The sequence below is a fragment of the Brevundimonas sp. genome, from assembly GCF_013912065.1.
In the GTDB taxonomy this organism is placed as follows: domain Bacteria; phylum Pseudomonadota; class Alphaproteobacteria; order Caulobacterales; family Caulobacteraceae; genus Brevundimonas.
Genome location: NZ_JACESA010000008.1, coordinates 1 through 18,473, shown reverse-complemented (window position 1 = coordinate 18,473; position 18,473 = coordinate 1). Strand labels below are relative to the sequence as shown.

Sequence of the window (18,473 nt, the reverse complement as noted above, 5' to 3'; positions counted from 1 at the left end):
AGACCTGACGTGCAGCCCTATATCCTTGTGATGGAAGACGAGGACGCGTTGGCGACCCTGCTTCAGTACAATCTCGAAAAGGAAGGCTACGACGTCACCGTCGCTTCCGACGGCGAAGAAGGCATGCTCCAGATCGACGAGCGCCAGCCGGATCTGGTTCTGTTGGACTGGATGCTGCCCAAACTGTCGGGCATCGAGGTCTGCCGTCGCATCCGGGGCAAGGCCGAGACCCGCAACCTGCCGGTCATCATGCTGACGGCGCGGGGCGAGGAAAGCGATCGGGTTCGGGGTCTGGACACCGGCGCCGACGACTATCTGACCAAGCCCTTCTCGATGGTCGAGTTGATCGCGCGCATCCGCGCCGTCCTGCGCCGCATCCGTCCCGGTCTTGCCGACGACCGCCTGAACCACGGCGACATTATCATCGACCGCGTCTCGCACCGCGTGAAGCGGTCCGGCCAGGAAGTGCATCTGGGTCCGACCGAGTTCCGCCTGCTGGACCATTTCATGCAGCATCCGGGCCGGGTGTTCAGCCGTGAACAGCTGCTGGACGCCGTCTGGGGTTCGGACGTCTATGTCGAGGCCCGCACCGTGGACGTCCACGTCGGTCGTCTTCGCAAGGCGCTGAACATCGGCGAAAGCGCCAACCCGATCCGCACCGTCCGTTCGGCGGGCTATTCGCTGGATCTGGAAGGCTGAGGATTCAGAGGTCGAGCTGCTGTCCGCGATAGAGTAGGCGCAGCACTCGAACCTCGTTCCTGCTGTCATCGACGACGAAGACGACCGTCACACTCTTTTCGAAGCCGATCAGTCGGACGCCGGGAAACAGGTCATTCCTGACGATTGCGCGCTTCGGATAACGTGTCAGACGAAGGCAGAAGCGTTCCAGCCGCTCTGCATATTTGTCCGCCGTGGTCTCGCTGGCCTCTTCCGCGATCCAGTCATAGATGGCGGCGAGGTCGGTGCTGGCGCGGCGCGACAGGACCAGCCGCCATGTCGTCAACGCGCCGACTTCCGAGCCGCGTGACTTGTTTTGAGCTTGGCGAAGACTTCCTCCGCGGGCACGCCGGGATCCTCGCCGCTTTTCCATTCGTGATAAGCAGGGGCGACTTCTTCACGCACCCAGCGATCGACCTCCGGATCCTGACCTAGCAGATAGGTCTCCACGCTCTCCACCACATAGGCTTCCGCGCTCTCGGAAAAGCCCGAGGCGACTTTGGCGTCGATCTCTCGCGCCGTCTCCTCGGGCAGTTCGACGGTGATCTTGCGGGTGGCGGCCATGGTGCGATCCTCTCATGAAACCGCCCCCGCCGCCACGCGCATCAGGTCTGTTCCGCGACGATCTCGTCGGGCTCCAGCGCATAGACGCTGGCGCAGTATTCGCAGGTGACGCGGATCTTGCCGTCGTCCTCGATCATGTCGGCGCGTTCGGCCGGATCGAAGGAGGCCAGGACCGAGGCGATACGGTCCCGCGAGCAGCGGCAGACGGCCGACAGGGCGCGCGCGCCTTCCAGCCGCACCCCGTCCTCGTGGAACAGCCGGAACAGCAGGGTCTCGGGCGAGATGGTCGGATCGATCAGTTCGTCGTCGGCCAGGGTGCCGAACAGGGCGCGGGTGCGGTCCCAGACCTCTTCGGTCGAGCCGCGCGCCTCGTCGCCGGCGATGATCTGGATCATGGCCCCGCCGGCGCGCCACTGCGATCCCGCCTGGGTCTGGACGGAGCCGACGGCCAGGCGGACCTTGGTCGGCACCTGTTCGGACTGCTGGAAATAGTGTTCCGCGCACAGGGACAGGCTTTCGCCCTCGATCGGGGTGATGCCCTGGGTCCGCTCGAAATCCGGCCCGCGGTCCAGCGTCATGACGAAGACGCCCTGGCCCAACAGGGTCTGGGCGCCGGGACGGGCGAAACCCTGCGACGCCTCGGCCACCTCGGCCTCGTCATAACGGCAATAGCCGCGCAGCGTGCCGTCCGTGCCGTAGTCGGCGACGACATAGCGCACGGGCCCGTCGCCCTGGGCCTGGACCATCAGCCGGCCGTCGAACTTCAGGCTGGAGCCGATCAGGGCGGCCAGGGCGCAGGCCTCGCCCAGCAGGGCGGCGACCGGTTCGGGGTAGGCGTGGGCGGCCAGGATCTTGTCGATCGTGGCGCCCAGGCGGACCAGGCGACCGCGCACGGGCCAGCCCTCGATCTGGAAGGCGGCGGCCAGATCGTCGGAAACGGCGGAGTGAGGCGCGCGATCGGTCACGGCGAAGTCCTTGGAAGGCGTCATTTCGGGATCGCGGCTATTTAGGCGCCCAGAGCCCGCTTGATAAGGGGGCGATGTTGGCGGAGGAAATCGGCCGATCGGGTTGCGGCGATCAAAGGCGCGGCGTCGGCTCGAAAAACCTGTAGAATCCGGCTCTACAAGCCATGGAATGCCTCGAAATTTGTCGAGGTCTGGACGTGAGGAACGGCCATGCCCGCGAAACCTGTTCTAAAGCCGCTGGGTCAGCAGTGTATCGTCGTCACCGGCGCGACGTCGGGCGTCGGTCTGGCGACAGCGCGTCGGGCGGCGCGGGCGGGCGCCAGGGTGTTCCTGATCGCAAGAGGTGAGGCGGATCTGAGGGCGCTGTGCGAAGAGTTGCAGGCGCAGGGATCGCGCGTCGCCTGGGCGGCGGCGGACGTGTCCGACGCCGAGGCCCTGAAGACGGCGGCCGAGAAATGCGTGCGTCTGTTCGGCGGCTTCGACACCTGGGTCAACAACGCCGGCGTCGGCCTGTTCGGTCCGATCCGCGAGACGACGCTGGAGGACCAGCGCCGATTGTTCGAGACCAACTACTGGGGCGTGGTCAACGGATCCCTGGCGGCGGTCGAACATCTGCGGACGCGACCCGGCGGCGGGGCCGTCATCAATGTCGGCTCGATCCTGTCGGATCTGCCCCTGCCGGTCCAGGGGATCTATGCGGCGTCCAAACATGCGGTGAAGGGGTTCACCAACGCCCTGCGGATCGAACTGCTGCGCGAACAGTCGCCGGTCGCCGTCAGCCTGGTCAAGCCGGGGGCGATCGACACCCCCTACACCCGTCACGCCCGCAATCTGACCGGTCAGGCGGTGCATAATCCCCAGCCGGTCTATGCGACCCATGTGGTGGCGGACACCATCCTGTATTGCGCCACCCATCCGATCCGGGAGATCACCGTGGGCGGGGGAGGGCGCGTCATAGCGTCCCTGTATTCAGCTTTGCCGGGAATGGCGGAACCACTTCTGGCGCGGTTCGCTCCTTCGCTGATGCGGGACCGTCGTTCCGCCTATCAGCCGTATGACGACGGGCTTTATGATCCCACCGAAGACGGCCTGGATGAAGAGGTTCACTATCCGATGGTTCGCAATTTCAGCGCCCTGGCAGAAGTCCGCAAACATCCTGGCGTCAGCGCCGGCACCCTGGCCGCCGTTCTGGCCGGCGTCGGCCTGGCCCTTTATCTGTCGCAACGCAGCGGCCCGACCCGATACCAGCGCATAAAGACCCGCGTCGATCCGCGCGGCTGGGTCGACGCAGGCGCCCTTCGTCACCGGTTCGAGGACGCGGTCGACGCCTTCCGCCACGGCGCGTCGGACCTCGCCCAGGATGTGGGCGAGCGAGCAGGCGACTTCTCGCGCGAGGCCCGTTATCGCGCCGCCGACTTTTCCGAGGACGCCCGCGATCGCGCCGATGAATGGTTCCGCTCCGCGCGCAAGGGCTCGAAAAAGGCGTTGAAGAAGCAAGGCCGGGCCGCCCGCCGCTATGCCGACGACGCCGGCGCCTATGCGCGCGGTCATGTCCGGGAGGGCGGGGCGCTGCTGGCGGTCGCCACCATCGCGGCCGCTGTCGGTGCGGCCGTTCTGGAAAGCCGCCGTCCTGACAGCCACGTGCGCCGCATCGCCCGGTTCTGATATTTCTTGCCGCTCGCCGGGCGAAACTTCCGGCGAGCGGCAAGGTTTAAGCGCAGCTGAGCCCCTTCATCAGCAAGGCTCGGCTTTGCCGCAGCCGCGAAGGCGGTTAAGACGCCGCCCATGAGCGCGCGCCCCACACTGATCTTCGACTTCGATTCGACCCTGGTCGCCTTCGAGACCCTCGAGGCCCTGGCCGACATCGCCCTGGCGGACTCGGCGGACGCGGGTCCGATCCGCGCCGAGATCGCCGCCCTGACCGACCGCGCCATGGCTGGCGAGCTGGAGTTCGGCGACGCCCTGCGTCGGCGCCTGGCCCTCTTGCCCCTGACCCGCGATCATGTCGCGACCCTGGCTCAGCGGGCGCCGGACCTCCTGACCGCCTCCGTCCGGCGCAACCTGAACTTCTTCCAGCAGCACAAGGGCAAGGTCGTCATCCTGTCCGGCGGCTTCCGCGAGATCATCGCGCCGGTCGCCGAGGAGCTGGGCGTGTCGCCCGACCGGGTGCTGTGCAACGACCTGATCTATGACGTCGACGGCCGCGTGACCGGCGTGGACGACGCCAATCCCCTGTCCCACGCCGACGGCAAGCCGGCCGTCATCCATGGCCTGAACCTGTCGGGCCGCGTGGTGATGATCGGCGACGGCTGGAACGATGCCGAGGTCAAGCTGGCCGGCGCCGCGGACGCCTTCTACGCCTTCACCGAGGTCGCCCGCCGCGCCCCGGTGGTCGAGGTCGCCGACGCCGAGGCCGCCTCGCTGGACGAGGTCCTGCACGCCGAGGGCCTGGTCGGCCGCTGGTCCTTCCCGCGCAGCCGCATGAAGATGCTGCTGCTCGAGAACATCCACCCGACGGCCGTCGAACGGCTGGAGGAGGCCGGCTATTCGGTCGAGACGGTCAAGGGCGCCCTGGACGAGGACGATCTGATCGCCGCCATCAAGGGCGTCCATGTATTGGGCATCCGCTCCAAGACCACCGTGACCCGTCGGGTGCTGGAAGAGGCTGACCGGCTGATGGCCGTCGCCGCCTTCTGCATCGGCACCAACCAGATCGATCTGGACGCGGCCTCCGACCACGGGGTGGCGGTGTTCAACGCCCCCTATTCGAACACCCGTTCGGTGGTGGAGCTGGCCATCGGCCTGATGATCGTCCTGATGCGCGACGTGCCGGACAAGTCGGCGGCCATGCACGTCGGCAAATGGAACAAGTCGGCCACCGGCTCCAAGGAACTGCGCGGCAAGACCCTGGGGATCGTCGGATACGGCGCCATCGGCAGCCAGCTGTCGGTCCTGGCCGAGAACCTGGGCATGCGGGTTGTCTTCTACGACCTGTCGGAACGGCTGGCCCTGGGCAACGCCCGGCGCATGCGGTCGCTGGACGCCCTGCTGGCCGAGAGCGATGTCGTCACCCTGCACGTCGATGGCCGCAAGGAAAACGCCGGCGTCTTCGGCGCCGCCCAGTTCTCTCGGATGAAGGAGGGGGCGCTGTTCCTGAACCTGTCGCGCGGCCACGTGGTCGATGTCGGCGCCCTGTCCCAGGCCATGGGGTCGGGCCGTGTCGCGGGGGCGGCCGTGGACGTCTTCCCCGAGGAGCCGCGCACCAACGCCGATCCGTTCGAAAGCCCGCTGCAGGGTCTGAAGAACATGATCCTGACGCCCCACATCGGCGGCTCGACCGAGGAGGCGCAGGAGGCCATCGCCGAGTTCGCGGCCGAGCGTCTGCTGGGCTATCTGAACCGGGGCGACACCACCTTCAGCGTCAACCTGCCGAACGTGCAGCTGGCCGAGGTCTCGGGCGCCCACCGCATCCTGCACATCCACAGGAATCAGCCGGGTGTCCTGGCCGAACTGAACCGCGCCCTGACCGCCGCCGGTCTGAACATCCTGGGCCAGCACCTGAAGACCGACGAACGCACCGGCTATGTCATCACCGACGTGGACCGCGACTACGACCCCGAGGCTCTGCGGGCGTTGAAGACCGTGCCGGGCACGTTGAAGTTCCGGACGCTGCATTAGGGCGAAGACAGCCCGACGGAGAAAACGTCCGAAGGCTGACCTAACGGCATCTTGCGCTCGCCGCAAAGTGGCGCATCCTCCCGTGTAACGGCCGCGATACACGACGGTCGTGGGAGGAAACATATGTCACGCTATCTCACCGGCGGCGCCCTCGCCGCGCTGGTCGTCGCCGCCTGCGCCTTTGCGGGCTCGGCCACTGCCCAGGACTATGATCGGCTTGTCGTTTTCGGCGACAGCCTCAGCGACAACGGTAATCTGTTTCTGGCCACCGGCGGCGCCCAGACGCCCGCGCCCTATTATCAGGGGCGATTCTCCAGCGGACCGGTGTTCACCGAACTTCTGGGCTTCAACGCGGTCAATTTCACCGGCGCTGTCAGCGGCAGCATCAACTACGCCTTCGGCGGCGCCCGCACCGACACATCGGCGGGACCGCCGCCCGGCATGCTGAGCCAGCTGGCGGCCTATACCAGCCGGGGCGGGACCTTCGGGGCCAATGACCTGGTCAGCGTCCTGGGCGGGGCCAATGACATCTTCCAGGGTCTGCCCGCCGCCGGCGCCTCGTCCAGTCCCGTCGCGGCCATCACCCCTGTCGCCACGACCGCCGCCGCGAATATCACCAGCCTGGTCAACAGCGTGGCCGGCGCGGGGGCGGGGACCATATTGGTCACCAATCTGCCCAAGCTCAGCCTGACGCCGCAGTTCGCCGGCACGACGGCGGCGCCCCTGGCCGACTATGCGGTGACGACCTTCAACTCGGCCCTGTTGACGGGGCTGAACACCACGGCGGCGGCCCGTCCCGGCAGCAACATCATCATGATGGACCTGTTCAAGGTCGGCGACACCCTGGCCGCCAATCCGGGCCAGTTCGGCGTGACCAACGTCACCCAGGCCTGTTTCAACGGAGTGACCGTCTGTTCGAACCCGAGCAGTTACTTCTACTTCGACGGGGTTCACCCGACCGCGACCGGGCACCAGATCATCGCCCGTCTGGCGACCGATTATCTGTACTACGGCGACATCGGCGCCCAGTCGGCCCTGCAGGGCGAGACCGCCTTCCGGCACCGCGAGGATGCGTTGGACGCGGCCGGCGAGGCCCTGTCCGGCCGCGAAGCCTGGGAAGCCGGCGTCTCAATCACCACGTCGGCTATGATCGACAGCGTCGATACGGACGCCCGTGATTCCGTGACCGAGTCGTCCAGCGACGGCTGGGGCGCACGGATCGCGCTGGAGGCGGGACCGTCGGAGACCTGGCGGTTCGGCATGGCGGGGACGGCGCGCAAGACCGACGTCGAAAGCCAGGCCCTGACCTTCACCGTCGAAAGCTTCGGCCTGGATCTGTACGGCGGCTGGCGGTCCGGCGGCGCCTTCGTCAATGCGGCCGTCGGCGTGGCGCGGGACAATATCGACGACATCGAACGTCTGACCAGCCTCGCCCCCATCGTCCATACGGCTGATACCCGGGCCTTCAGCACCGGCGCGCGCCTCCAGGGGGGCATGTGGTTCGACATGGGCGGGGTGGCCCTGTCGCCCCGCGCCGCCGTGACCTGGGCCACAAGCGACGTCGACGGCTATTACGAGCAGGGCGTCGCGGCCCAGTACGAATACGAGGACCGCGAGATGAAGGCGATCACCGGCGAGGTCGCTCTACGGGCCGAGGCGGAGATGGGCGGCTTCGGCCTGTTCGCCGAGGGCGGCTATCGTGACGCGCTGGATGACAGTTCCGATCCGGTGCGCGTCGGCATCTACAACAACCCGGCCCAGGTGCTGGAGCGTGAGGTCGAGGAGCCCTTCGGCGGTCAGTTCCTGGCCTCGGCCGGGGTCGAGGGCTCGCTGGGTCCGGTCAAGGTGACGGTGGCCTATCGCGGCCGCTACGGCGAACACGCCGACAGCCACATGGGCGGAATCCAGCTGCGGTTGCCGCTGTAAGCAGGGGCGGGGAAGGGGCCTCAGCGCCCCTTCTTGCGCACCCACATGGCGGCGTCGGCCTCGGTCAGCCAGATCTCGGGGTCGGTGTGGCCGTCCCAGGCGCGGACGCCGAATGATCCGCCCAGGGGCGTCTGTCGACCTTCCCAGACGAAACCCTCGGTCTTCAGCGCCTCGGCCAGCTGCCGCGCCTTGACCCGGCCTTCGTCGAGGCCGGCGTGCAGCATCAGCAGGGCGAATTCATCGCCGCCCAGCCGCCCGACGGCGTCCGATTCGCGCAGATGGTTCAGCAGCATGCGCGCCACCGCCACCAGGGCGGCGTCCCCGGCGGCATGGCCCAGCTGGTCGTTGACGGACTTGAACCCGTCCATGTCGAGATACAGCAGGACCGCCGGCACCTCGTGCCGCTGGCAATAGGCCATGGTCCGCTGCATGGCGGCGACGAAGCCGCGACGGTTCAGGGCGGGGGTCAGGACGTCGTGGTCGGCCGCCGCCTCGGCTGCGGCGGCGCGCTGTTTCCAGGCGTCCAGCTCGGCGCGCAGGCGCGCGATCTCGGCGGTCAGGTCGTGTTCGGCCACGTCGGTCACGGCGCAGTCAGGCTCCTGCCGCGCGACTCAGCCGGACGCGCGTTGACCCGATGTTAGAGGCTGAACGGCCGAGATTGAAGGCTGCGCCTTGTCGAAACCCGACCCAAAACCGGCTGTTCGGTTGCGGGCGCCGTCCGTGTGCTGTAACGGGCGGCCTTTCCGCGAGGGGCCTTAACAAGCATGGCGACTTCCGCAACGCCGGTGGCGATCATCATGGGCAGCCGTTCGGACTGGCCGACGATGAAGCTGGCCGCCGACAAGCTGGACGAACTGGGCGTCGCCTGGACGGCCAAGGTCGTCAGCGCCCACCGCACCCCCCAACGGCTGGTCGAGTTCGCGACCGGGGCCAAGGCCGCGGGCTTCAAGGTCGTCATCGCGGGCGCCGGGGGCGCCGCCCATCTGCCGGGCATGGCCGCCTCCATGACCGAACTGCCGGTGCTGGGCGTGCCGGTGAAGTCCAAGGCCCTGAAGGGCATGGATAGTCTGTTGTCGATCGTGCAGATGCCGGCCGGCGTTCCGGTCGCCACCCTGGCCATCGGCGAGGCGGGCGCCGCCAATGCGGGTATCCTGGCCGCCCAGATCCTGGCCCTGTCGGACGCGGCCCTGGCCGAACGCCTGGCCGCATTCCGCGCCGCCCTGACCGAATCCGTCGCCGAAACCGTCGAGGACTGAGTGCCCGATCTGCCGCTTCCCCCCGGTTCGACCCTCGGCATTCTCGGCGGCGGCCAACTCGGCCGGATGCTCAGCCAGGCCGCTTCGCGCCTGGGCTTCGACGTGGTCATCCTGGACCCCGAGCCGGACAGCCCCGCCGGCCGCGTCTCGAGCGCTCAGATTGTCGCCGCCTATGACGACCCCGAGGCCCTGACCGCCCTGGGCCGTGCCGCCGACGTCGTCACCTTTGAGTTCGAGAACGTCCCCGCCGCCTCCATCGAGCGTCTGGCTGGGGCCGGGGCTCTGGTCGCGCCGGGGCCGACGGCGCTGCGCGTGTCGCAGGACCGGGTCGACGAAAAGACCTTCCTGAACGCCGTGGGCGCGCCGACGGTCGCCTTCGCCGTGGTCGATACGCTGGACGACTTGGTCGTCGGCCTGACGGAACTGGGCCTGCCCGCCCTGCTGAAGACCCGACGCGAAGGCTATGACGGCAAGGGCCAGGTCTGGATCCACGCCATCGAGGACGCGCCCGCGGCCCTGGAAAGCCTGGGCGGCCGCCCGGCGATCCTGGAGGCCAAGGCCACCTTCGTGCGCGAACTGTCGGTCATCGCCGCGCGCGACTGGGACGGCCATATGGCGGTCTATCCCCTGGGCGAGAACCGGCACGAGGGGGGCGTTCTGCGCACGACGCTCGCGCCGGCGACGGTGGACGAGACGACCCAGGTCCGCGCTCGCGCCATCGCCGAGGCGATCCTTGACGGTCTCGACTACGTCGGCGTCGTGGGGGTCGAGCTGTTCGATCTCGGCGACGACATCCTCCTGGTCAACGAGATCGCGCCCCGCGTCCACAACACCGGCCACTGGACCCAGGACGGCTGCGTCTGCGACCAGTTCGAACAACATATCCGCGCCGTCGCCGGCTGGCCGCTAGGCCCGACCGACGCCCACGCCCGTATCGAGATGAAGAACCTGCTGGGCGACGAAGTCGAGCAATGGCGCGCCCTGGCGGGCAAGTCCGACGAGCGCCTCCACCTGTACGGCAAGGCCGAGGCCCGGCCCGGCCGCAAGATGGCCCATGTGAACCGGGTGCTGGGTTCAGTCTGACCCGCCCCAACGCCCCGTCATCCTCGTCAGGAGGATGGGGTGGGGCCTAAGCCCGCGCCCCGTACCGCACGCGACTCAGCACGTCCGTCACCTTCCTGAACGGCGCTTCGAAGTCCTTGCCGGCCTTCCACTTCTCAAAGGCCATGACGTTTTCGATGCGGCGGGCGACGAAGGCCTCCGCCTTCTCGCGACCGTCGAACCAGCGCATCGTCAGGGCCGGGATCAGAATGCCGGACAGGATGACCCGCTTCGAATAGTGGTTCCAGTCGGTCGATTCGTCCCCGGCCCAGCGCCACAGGTGGTCGGCGCTCTCCCAGGCCAGTTTCAGCCCCAGGTCGGTGTTGGTCGGCAGGGCCAGGAAGGCGGCGCAACGGCGCGTAGCCTCCAGATCGGCGGCCCCGGCCTCCATCCGCTCGGACACGGCGCGAGCGATTCGTTCGCGAATCTTCAGGGACTTGGCGTCGATCCCGCCCAGGGCCTCCAGGGCGCGGGCGTCGTGACGGCGCGACAGCAGGGCGGCTAAATCCCGCGCGCCGTTGGGCAGCAGCAGTTCCTCGTCGCCGCGCGACAGGCCGCAGGCCTCGCAGGCTTCCCGCACCAGACGGGCGTTCCAGCCCAGGGCGGGCGCGCGGGCGACGGCCGCGTCCAGCACGGTCTGTTCGGTCCGGTCGGCCCAGTCGTCGTTCTGTGTCATGGGTCGATCATACCCCCGTCTTGCGGGCGTTTCGAGCCTTCAAGAATGGTTGAGACCAACTGGACAGGCGCGGTCGGCTCGTGTATCAGCGCGCCTTCATCCGAGAGCCCGGCTTTCGGAAGACGATTTTATTTTGTTCGCCCGTCTCCCTCACAGGACGCGGCGGGCGGCCAAAGGAGAGTTCAACCTGGTACAGATTTTCGTTCGCGATAATAACGTCGATCAAGCGCTGAAAGCCCTCAAGAAGAAGATGCAGCGCGAAGGCAGCTTCCGTGAAATGAAGCGCCACGTGCACTACGAAAAGCCGTCGGAAAAGCGCGCCCGTCAAAAGGCCGAAGCTGTCCGTCGCGCCCGCAAGCTGGCTCGCAAGCGCGCCCAGCGCGAGGGCCTGCTGCCCGCGCCGAAGCCGCGCGTTCCGGGCGCCGGCGCCGGCAGCCGGTAAGGCTGACGCACCGATCAGAACAAAGGCCGCTTCCGCAAGGAAGCGGCCTTTTTCTTTGCCTTCTCCTCCCCGCTCGCGGGGAGCGGGACCGCCGCGCCTCTTGCGCGGGGGTGGAGGGGCTCTTGAAGTCCCACTGGCGCTGGTGATGTGTCGAAGAACCCCTCCGTCACGGCGCTGAAGGAGCGCCGCGCCACCTCCCCGCAGAGCGGGGAGGAGACAGGATTGGTGATCATCCCCGGCCGGTGATCGCCCGGCCGAAGCTCTTCCAGCTCAGCTTCACGTCCGACAAGGCGCCCGCCCGGAACGCCCGTCCGGCGATCCAGACCATCAGGGCGGCCGTGGCGAACATGCCGATCAGGGTCAGGACGATCTCGATCAGCGGCGGATCGCTGGGCGCGCGGGCGCTCATCAGGAAGGGGGTGAAGAGGGGAATCCACGACAGGACCTTGACCACCGGCGCGTCCGGACTGGTCAGGGCCATCTGCATGACCAGGATGGGCACGACCAGGATCATCATGATCGGCCCCATCAGGGTCTGTGCGTCGCGCGGCGTCTCGCAGAAGGCGCCGATGGCCGCGAACAGCACCGCGTACATCAGATAGCCGCCGACCATATAGGCGACGAAATAGAAGACCAGACCGTCGCTCAGCAGCACCTGGCCGATGGTCGCCGCCGTGTCCGGCGAGGCCGACAGCAGGACGGCGGTTCCGATCCCGCCCCACACCGCCAGCACCGTCAGGGTCAGCAGCGCCACCCCCAAGACCTTGCCGGTCAGGATCTCGGTCGCCGAGGCCGAGGACAGCAGCACCTCCAGGATCCGGTTCGACTTCTCCTCCATCACGCTGTTCAGCAGGATGGAGGCGCCGGTGATGACCAGCGACCACAGCAGGAAACCGGCGCCCAGGCCGATGAAGGACGGTATCCGGTCGCGCATCGACACCTCGCCGCCGCTGGCGGCGTTGGGCGAGAAGGCCTTCACCTCGGGCTTGAACGCCTCGATCTCCTCGACCAGTGCCGGAGCCACCCCTGCGGCGGTCAGGGCGTTGTCGCGATAGCCGGTCCGCAGGGCGTTGCGGACGAAATCCGCTACGTCGTTGTCGAGGGCCCGCGCGGTCCAGACCTGGGCCTGGGGCTTGCCGTCGACGCGGTCCAGGAACACCACGGCGTCCAGCCGCCCTTCCTTCGGCGCCTCCTTGTCCAGCACATCGCGCAGCGCGGCTTCCCGCGCCGCGCCGGGCTGTGCGGCGGTGATGGCGGCGGGCGCTTCGACCAGCCGCATCTTGGGGCCAGCGATGGAGGCGGCGGCGCGGCCGGCGGCCCCCTGGCCCTTCTGCGCGGCCTCCTGCACCCGCTCGGCGATACGGTCGCTTTCAGCTTGCAGGGCCTTGCGCACCTCGGCCGCCAGTCCGGTCGCGGCCGGACCTTCCTCGATCACCGCCACCGTCTTGATCGGCTCGGCCGACCGGATCAGCAGCGGAATGCCGCCGCCCAGGACGGCGAACATCGGAAAGGCCAGCAGCGACAGCCAGAAGCCCACCGTCTTGGCGTAGGCGACGAATTCGCGGCGCGCGATCAGCAGGGTGCGTTTCATCGGACGGTCTCCGCGCCGGTGACGGCTTGATCGGGATTGTCGCCCGTCAGGCCGATGAAGGCCTCGTGCAGGCTCGGCTCCTTCAGCGCGAAGCCGCGCACGTCCAGCCCGTTCAGGAAGGCCGCCTTCAGCGTCTCCTGACCGCCCGCGCCGGGCGCCAGGGCCGCCTTCAGCCGCCGCACCCCGTCCTGCTCCGACACGGTCTCGACCCCGGCCACGCCGGGCAGTCCGGCCGCCGCCTCGGGCGTGATGGCGCCCTCCAGGTCGAGGAAGCGCGGCGCGGTCGCCTTGGCCTCGTTCACCGTGCCCTCGAACGCCTTGCGCCCCCGCGCCAGCAGCACGACCTTGTCGCACAGCCGTTCGGCGTGCTGCATCACATGGGTCGAGAACAGGACGGTGGCCCCCTCTGCGGCCAGACCCCGGATCATCTCTTCCAGACCCTGCTGGTTCATCGGGTCCAGGCCCGAGAAGGGCTCGTCCAGGATGACGAACTCGGGACGGTGGACCACGGCGGCGATCAGCTGGACCTTCTGGGCCATCCCCTTGGACAGCTCCTTCATCTTCTTTTTCTGCGCGGCGCCCAAGCCCTGCTGCTCCAGCAACAGTTTCGCCCGCTTCTTGCCCTCATGCGTCGGCAGGCCCTTCAGGGCGCCGAAGAAGGCGATGGCCTCGACCGGGGTCATCTTCTTGTACAGGCCGCGTTCCTCCGGGAGGAAACCGATCCGGTCCCGCACCAGCCGCCCGTCGGCCGCGCCCAGAATGTCGATCCGGCCCGAGGTCGCCGGCTGAAGCCCCAGGATCATCCGCAGGGTCGAGGTCTTGCCCGCCCCGTTCGGACCCAGAAAACCGCAGATCGATCCCTTGGGGACCTGGAAGCTGAGATCGCGAACGGCTTCGAAACCGCCATATCGCTTGCTCACGCCTTCGAGCGTCAAGGCCGCCGTCATCGTCCCTCCCAGAACAGTTGGGACCAGCCTAGCAAGCTATTCGCGATACAGGCCAGCGACAAACTGGCGCCCTGCCCGGCGCCCCGCCTGCGTCCTGCGCGAACCCGCTACAGGTTCCGGGTTCAGCCCCGGGCCTTCACCGCGACATCGAAATCGCGACCCAGGACCTTGGTCGGGTTCACCTGACCGCCGTTGCGACGCACCTCGAAATGCAGATGGGGGCCGGTGGAATAGCCGGTGGAGCCGACCAGGCCGATACGCTGCCCGGGCGTCACGGCGTCGCCGCTGGCCACGTCGATACGGCTCAGGTGGCCATAGACGGTGCTCAGCCCATTCGGGTGGCGGACCTCGATGAAATTGCCGTATCCGCCGGCTTCGTAGCCGGTGCGGACGACCCGGCCCTCGGCGGCGGTGAAGACCGACGTGCCCTTGGGCGCGGCGATATCGACGCCCTTGTGCGCCCGCGCCCGCGCCTCGATCGCCAGTTTGCGCAGGCCGAAGGGGGAGTTGATCGCATAGCCGCGCACGGGGGCGGAAAAGACGATCTTGCGCACGACCGGGCCGGGGGCCTCGACCTCGGCCCGGACCGGAGGGGCGACCGGCGCGGCCAAGGCGGCGGGCGAGGGCGGCTCGCGCGTCACGCTGGGCGCGGCGGCGGCGGCCAGAACCGCCACGGCGGCGAAGGCGGCGGTCTGACCGCCGTGGATCAACAGGGTCTTGCAGCGCGCCAGGGGCGCGTGGGTCAGCAGGCGTCGCATGCGGCGGCGTCTCCAGCGTATTCACGCTCTGGTATGGGGGGAGGCGGCGGCCGGACGCGCGGCGCCTCCCGAAGGGAGGCTGGCTTATGCCTATCGGCTGGGGCGACTTTTAGACCGTCGTCGGGCGGCGGTTGGTCGCAGGCGTCAGGTCGGTGGACGCCGTGCGATCAGATCGATCAGGGCCGATCGTCCGCTGTGCCCCGCGCCTTCGTCCAGATCGGCGTCATAGGCGTCCAGCGTGACGATTTCGAAATCGCCGAACGCACGCCGCAACAGCTCGGGCGTATAGAGGTTCTCGATCTGAGGCGGGCCGCCGGTGCCATACTCAAGTTGGCGCGGCGTATAGCCGTGCAGAAGGATCAAGCCGCCCGGCTTCACCGCCGTCTTCATCCCCTCGAAAATCTGGTCCCGGAAATCGGGGTCGGCGAACTGGATGAAGACCGCCGCCACGGCGTCATAGGCGGCTCGCGGCCAGGTCCAGTCCTTTAGATCCTGCACCCTGAAATCGACCTCTACCCCGGCTTCCAGAGCCAGGCGGCGCGCCTTGTCCTGGCCGGACGGCGAGATGTCGGTGGCGACGACCTCATGACCTAAGGACGCCAGATAGACCGAGTTGCGTCCCTCGCCATCGGCCGGCGCCAGGATACGGCTGCCTGGCGTCAGAGCTGCCGCGTGATTCAGAAGAAAACGACTTGGGGCCGTGCCGAAGACATAATCCGGCGTCGCGGCATAGCGCGCGTCCCATCCCGTGCTCGCGGTCGCCATGATCGTCTCCGTCGATAGGTGAGAATCGTTATCATCGTGGTCGACTGGGTTCAACCGAACGGATTCGTCAGGCGATGATGTCGGGCAGGATCTGGTCTTCGATCTTCACGATCTCGTCCTTCAGCGCCAGCTTCTTGCGCTTCAAGCGGGCGATCATCAGCTGGTCGGGAATGGCGGCCTCTGACAGGGCTTCGATCGAGGCGTCCAGGTCGGCATGTTCGCGGCGCAACAGGGCGAGGCGGGCATGAAGCACCGCTTCCTCTTCGCTGATCTCCGGTACGTCGTCATTCATCTTGGTATCCCCGGCGCGCTTATAACCATGCGCGCCTCAAGCCGGAAGGGCGTCCGCGAGCCGGGTCAGGGCGGGGCGCGGCGTCACCGGGGCCCAGACCCGCGCGGCGGCGACCAGGGCCTCGATGGCGGGGCGCCGCGCGCCGGTCGCCTCGCCAGCGGCCAAGCCTTCGAGCGCGTCGAGCAGATGGCGTTCGGCCTCCAGCTCCAGCGTCTTGACGCGGTCGCGCACGGTCTGGCGCGGGCCGTCGTCGATATCGGGGATCGGGGCTTTCAAGGTGCGGCGGATCGACCGCAGCGGCGCGACCACCACCCCGTCCCAGGCGCGCGCGGTATCGCAGGCGGCCTCCAGGGTTTCGGCGTCCGGCTTGCGGCCCGTGGCGGCCAGCCAACCGGACCACAGCAGCAGCGGGACGTTCTGGTCGTGACTGTCCTGCAAGGCCACGCAGGCCTCGCTTACGCCCGGCGCGCCATAGGCGGCGACCGCCCAGTCCCAAAGGGTATCCCGCACGTCGCTCACTTCAGGCCTTCCCAGCGCCGGACGGCGCTCCAGTCCAGCCCGAACAGATCCAGGCTGCGGCCCACCGACTGGTCCACCATCTCCATGATCGACGCGGGGCGGGCGTAGAAGGCGGGCAGGGGCGGGGCGATGATCGCCCCCATCTCGGCCAGGGCGGTCATCGTCCGCAGATGGCCCAGATGGAAGGGGGTCTCGCGCACCATCAGCACCAGGGGCCGGCGTTCCTTCAGCGTCACGTCGGCCGCGCGGGTCAGCAGGGACGAAGTCACGCCAGTGGCGATCTCGCTCATCGTCTTGACGGAACACGGGGCCACGATCATGCCCAGGGTGCGGAACGAGCCGGAGGCGATGGTCGCGCCGACATCGGCCAGCTTGTGCACAACCGACGCCTTCGACGTCAGGTCGTCGGACGAGAGATCGGTCTCCTGCGACAATGTGAGCAGGGCGGCCTTCGTCACCACCAGATGGCTTTCGACGCCCAGGTCGTTCAGCGCGTCCAGCACCCGCGCGCCATAGATTGCTCCGGAAGCCCCTGAAATTCCGACAACCATTCGGGCCGGCGGTCTCGGTACGGCTCCGTTCACATCATCGACCATATTTGGGGTCAGCCTCCGTCTGGTCCGGCGGGGCAGACTGTCACCGGAATGTGATTCCACAGCCTGCCAAACCGGGCGCTCACTCTACTGGTCCCTAACCAACGGAGGCGCAAGCCATGACCATCGAGGCTCGTATTCGCGAACTGGGTAATCGTCATCGCACCCTGGATCAGACCATTCAAAGGGAGCTCACCCGTCCGTCCGTGGACACGTTGCAGGTCAGGGAGCTGAAGCAGAGAAAGCTCCGGCTCAAGGAAGAAATCACCAGTCTGGAGGCGCGGATCCACTAGCGGTCCTCGACCTCCGGAAAAACGACGACGGCCCCGGAGATCGCTCTCCGGGGCCGTTTTTCGTGTGTCTCCTCCCCACATCGTGGGGAGGTGGCGCGACGCGTCTTCAGCGTCGCGACGGAGGGGCTCTAAACCGCATCACAGGCGTCGGTGGGACTTCAAGACCCCCTCCACCCCCGCGCGTCTCAGTCCTTCGTGCCGAACACCGATTCAGCCGTCGGCTCGGCGCCGGGACGCTGGCGGGCTTCCGGCACGAACTCCGGCTCGGCCTCGACTTCCTCGGCGACGGGCAGGATGGTGCCGCCACCCTTCTTGAGGTCGTCCTTGGTCTTCTTGTCGGCGGCCTTCTTGACGATCTCGTCCAGGGCCAACTGACCGACCAGGCCCAGGGTCACTGGATCGACCGGCTTGATGTTGGCGCTGTTCCAGTGGGTGCGGTTGCGCACGCTTTCGATGGTGGACTTGGTGGTTCCCAGCATCTTGGCGATCTGGGCGTCGGTCACTTCCGGGTGGTTGCGCACGAACCAGGCGATGGCGTCCGGCCGGTCCTGGCGGCGCGAGACGGGCGTATATTTCGGCGCCGGCTTGGCCGACTTCAGCAGTTCGGCGTGACGGCTGACGATCGCCTTCAGGCGATAGTTTTCGTCGGCCTGGGCCCGGTCCAGTTCCTCGCGGGTCAGCTGACCGCCGGTGACGGGGTCGACGCCGCGGATGTCGCGGGCCACGTCGCCGTCGGCGATGCCGCGCACTTCCAGCGGATGCAGGCCGCAGAAGTCCGCGATCTGCTCGAAGCTGAGAGAGGTGTTGTCGACCAGCCAGACCGCGGTGGCCTTCGGCATCAGAATGTCGCTCATGGGGCGTTCGTCCCGGAATGGTGGGGCCGCCGAATGTGGGTTCGGCTGGCGTTGGATACGACGGCGCCCGGCCTTTCGACCGGGCGCTTATGGTTTCGATATAGGCCTATTCGCCTGAAAAGAAAACGCCGCCGAACAATCACGTACAGCCAAGGTTCATGTGCGCCGCGGCAACCTTCGCGTTAGTAGAGGCTTTCGCCTTTGGGAGAGGAAAAACATCATGTCCATTCTGCTTGGGGCCGCCATGGCCGCAGCCCTGGCTTCGGGCCAGGACGTCACCGCCCAGCGCGTCGCGCCGCGCGGCAGCTACAGCCGGTCCTGCACCGACGCCTATACGAACCGGGGTCGCCTTTACGCCGACTGCCGCGACATTCGGGGTCAGATTCGCGGCTCCTCGATCGAACTGGCGCGCTGCGGCAATGAAGAAATCAACAATGACAACGGCCTGCTGGTCTGCGGTCGCTTCCGCGGCGACTACGAGGACAGCCGGCCCGGCTATCCGGGCGGGGGCAACGGCGGCGGCAACGGTGGTGGCT

The 18,473-nt window shown here is 67.8% G+C and carries 21 protein-coding genes and 2 pseudogenes; 10 read left to right on the top strand and 13 right to left on the bottom strand.

The window, feature by feature from the left end; genetic code table 11:
• The first annotated feature begins 9 nt into the window (after positions 1-9).
• Positions 10-699, top strand: coding sequence for a phosphate regulon transcriptional regulator PhoB (gene phoB / locus H2037_RS08610; protein WP_292120387.1), 690 nt, complete (start codon positions 10-12; stop codon positions 697-699).
• A gap of 4 nt (positions 700-703) precedes the next feature.
• Here the strand turns inward: phoB and H2037_RS08605 are convergent, their stop codons facing one another.
• The 3 genes from H2037_RS08605 to H2037_RS08595 are packed head-to-tail and all read right to left on the bottom strand — an operon-like array spanning position 704 to position 2,246.
• Positions 704-1,003, bottom strand: coding sequence for a type II toxin-antitoxin system RelE/ParE family toxin (locus H2037_RS08605; protein ID WP_292120384.1), 300 nt, complete (start codon positions 1,001-1,003; stop codon positions 704-706).
• Positions 1,000-1,281, bottom strand: a complete 282-nt coding sequence (locus tag H2037_RS08600) for a hypothetical protein (protein ID WP_292120381.1) — start codon at positions 1,279-1,281, stop codon at positions 1,000-1,002. The genes H2037_RS08605 and H2037_RS08600 overlap by 4 nt, the downstream gene beginning before the upstream one ends.
• A 41-nt stretch (positions 1,282-1,322) precedes the next feature.
• The gene (locus tag H2037_RS08595; protein ID WP_292120681.1) at positions 1,323-2,246 is read right to left on the bottom strand and encodes an Hsp33 family molecular chaperone; all 924 of its coding nucleotides are present in this window, start codon (positions 2,244-2,246) and stop codon (positions 1,323-1,325) included.
• 210 nt (positions 2,247-2,456) lie between these two features.
• Between H2037_RS08595 and H2037_RS08590 the strand changes: the two genes are divergently transcribed.
• From H2037_RS08590 to H2037_RS08580, 4 genes and pseudogenes are all read left to right on the top strand, one after another.
• Positions 2,457-3,911 (top strand): SDR family oxidoreductase, encoded by a 1,455-nt coding sequence (locus H2037_RS08590; RefSeq protein ID WP_292120378.1) that lies wholly within the window; start codon positions 2,457-2,459, stop codon positions 3,909-3,911.
• A 120-nt stretch (positions 3,912-4,031) separates the two neighbouring features.
• Positions 4,032-4,559, top strand: a pseudogene (locus tag H2037_RS17410) (HAD-IB family phosphatase); the annotation flags it as partial.
• A 135-nt stretch (positions 4,560-4,694) separates the two neighbouring features.
• The gene (gene serA, locus H2037_RS17405) at positions 4,695-5,924 is read left to right on the top strand and encodes a phosphoglycerate dehydrogenase (RefSeq protein ID WP_365833555.1); all 1,230 of its coding nucleotides are present in this window, start codon (positions 4,695-4,697) and stop codon (positions 5,922-5,924) included.
• Positions 5,925-6,047: 123 nt separating this feature from the next.
• Complete coding sequence (locus H2037_RS08580; RefSeq protein WP_292120371.1) at positions 6,048-7,850, top strand: autotransporter domain-containing protein; 1,803 nt, start codon at positions 6,048-6,050, stop codon at positions 7,848-7,850.
• Between the two features lie 20 nt (positions 7,851-7,870).
• Here the strand turns inward: H2037_RS08580 and H2037_RS08575 are convergent, their stop codons facing one another.
• Positions 7,871-8,434 (bottom strand): GGDEF domain-containing protein, encoded by a 564-nt coding sequence (locus H2037_RS08575; protein WP_292120369.1) that lies wholly within the window; start codon positions 8,432-8,434, stop codon positions 7,871-7,873.
• A gap of 180 nt (positions 8,435-8,614) precedes the next feature.
• On the opposite strand from H2037_RS08575, the gene purE reads away from it, so the two are divergent.
• Positions 8,615-9,106: a 5-(carboxyamino)imidazole ribonucleotide mutase gene (purE, locus tag H2037_RS08570; RefSeq protein ID WP_292120366.1), complete on the top strand. Its 492-nt coding sequence runs from the start codon at positions 8,615-8,617 to the stop codon at positions 9,104-9,106.
• Complete coding sequence (locus H2037_RS08565; RefSeq protein ID WP_292120364.1) at positions 9,107-10,189, top strand: 5-(carboxyamino)imidazole ribonucleotide synthase; 1,083 nt, start codon at positions 9,107-9,109, stop codon at positions 10,187-10,189. It begins immediately after the preceding gene.
• Between the two features lie 46 nt (positions 10,190-10,235).
• On the opposite strand, the gene H2037_RS08560 is transcribed toward H2037_RS08565, so the two are convergent.
• Positions 10,236-10,883 (bottom strand): COQ9 family protein, encoded by a 648-nt coding sequence (locus H2037_RS08560; RefSeq protein ID WP_292120360.1) that lies wholly within the window; start codon positions 10,881-10,883, stop codon positions 10,236-10,238.
• A 187-nt stretch (positions 10,884-11,070) separates the two neighbouring features.
• Between H2037_RS08560 and rpsU the strand changes: the two genes are divergently transcribed.
• Positions 11,071-11,325 carry a 30S ribosomal protein S21 gene (gene rpsU / locus H2037_RS08555; protein ID WP_267516790.1) on the top strand — a complete coding sequence of 85 codons (255 nt, stop codon included), beginning with the start codon at positions 11,071-11,073 and terminating at the stop codon, positions 11,323-11,325.
• 229 nt (positions 11,326-11,554) lie between these two features.
• On the opposite strand, the gene H2037_RS08550 is transcribed toward rpsU, so the two are convergent.
• From H2037_RS08550 to H2037_RS08520, 7 genes are all read right to left on the bottom strand, one after another.
• On the bottom strand, positions 11,555-12,916 hold the full coding sequence (locus tag H2037_RS08550; protein ID WP_292120357.1) for an ABC transporter permease: 1,362 nt from the start codon (positions 12,914-12,916) through the stop codon (positions 11,555-11,557).
• Positions 12,913-13,863 (bottom strand): ATP-binding cassette domain-containing protein, encoded by a 951-nt coding sequence (locus H2037_RS08545; RefSeq protein WP_292120354.1) that lies wholly within the window; start codon positions 13,861-13,863, stop codon positions 12,913-12,915. The genes H2037_RS08550 and H2037_RS08545 overlap by 4 nt, the downstream gene beginning before the upstream one ends.
• 122 nt (positions 13,864-13,985) lie before the next feature.
• Positions 13,986-14,621 carry a M23 family metallopeptidase gene (locus H2037_RS08540; RefSeq protein ID WP_292120351.1) on the bottom strand — a complete coding sequence of 212 codons (636 nt, stop codon included), beginning with the start codon at positions 14,619-14,621 and terminating at the stop codon, positions 13,986-13,988.
• A gap of 144 nt (positions 14,622-14,765) precedes the next feature.
• On the bottom strand, positions 14,766-15,386 hold the full coding sequence (locus tag H2037_RS08535; protein WP_292120348.1) for a class I SAM-dependent methyltransferase: 621 nt from the start codon (positions 15,384-15,386) through the stop codon (positions 14,766-14,768).
• A 67-nt stretch (positions 15,387-15,453) separates the two neighbouring features.
• Positions 15,454-15,678, bottom strand: coding sequence for a DUF465 domain-containing protein (locus H2037_RS08530; RefSeq protein ID WP_292120344.1), 225 nt, complete (start codon positions 15,676-15,678; stop codon positions 15,454-15,456).
• Positions 15,679-15,714: 36 nt separating this feature from the next.
• Positions 15,715-16,188: a TIGR02444 family protein gene (locus H2037_RS08525; RefSeq protein WP_292120342.1), complete on the bottom strand. Its 474-nt coding sequence runs from the start codon at positions 16,186-16,188 to the stop codon at positions 15,715-15,717.
• 5 nt (positions 16,189-16,193) lie between these two features.
• Positions 16,194-16,793: a UbiX family flavin prenyltransferase gene (locus tag H2037_RS08520; protein WP_292120339.1), complete on the bottom strand. Its 600-nt coding sequence runs from the start codon at positions 16,791-16,793 to the stop codon at positions 16,194-16,196.
• Between the two features lie 116 nt (positions 16,794-16,909).
• On the opposite strand from H2037_RS08520, the gene H2037_RS08515 reads away from it, so the two are divergent.
• Positions 16,910-17,083: a DUF465 domain-containing protein gene (locus tag H2037_RS08515; RefSeq protein ID WP_292120337.1), complete on the top strand. Its 174-nt coding sequence runs from the start codon at positions 16,910-16,912 to the stop codon at positions 17,081-17,083.
• 185 nt (positions 17,084-17,268) lie between these two features.
• Here H2037_RS08515 and H2037_RS08510 read toward each other — a convergent pair whose 3' ends face one another.
• A complete protein-coding gene (locus H2037_RS08510; protein WP_292120334.1) occupies positions 17,269-17,937 on the bottom strand; it encodes a cell cycle transcriptional regulator TrcR in 669 nt (222 codons plus the stop codon).
• Positions 17,938-18,157: 220 nt separating this feature from the next.
• Here H2037_RS08510 and H2037_RS08505 point away from each other — a divergent pair.
• A pseudogene (locus tag H2037_RS08505) lies at positions 18,158-18,473 on the top strand (hypothetical protein); the annotation flags it as partial.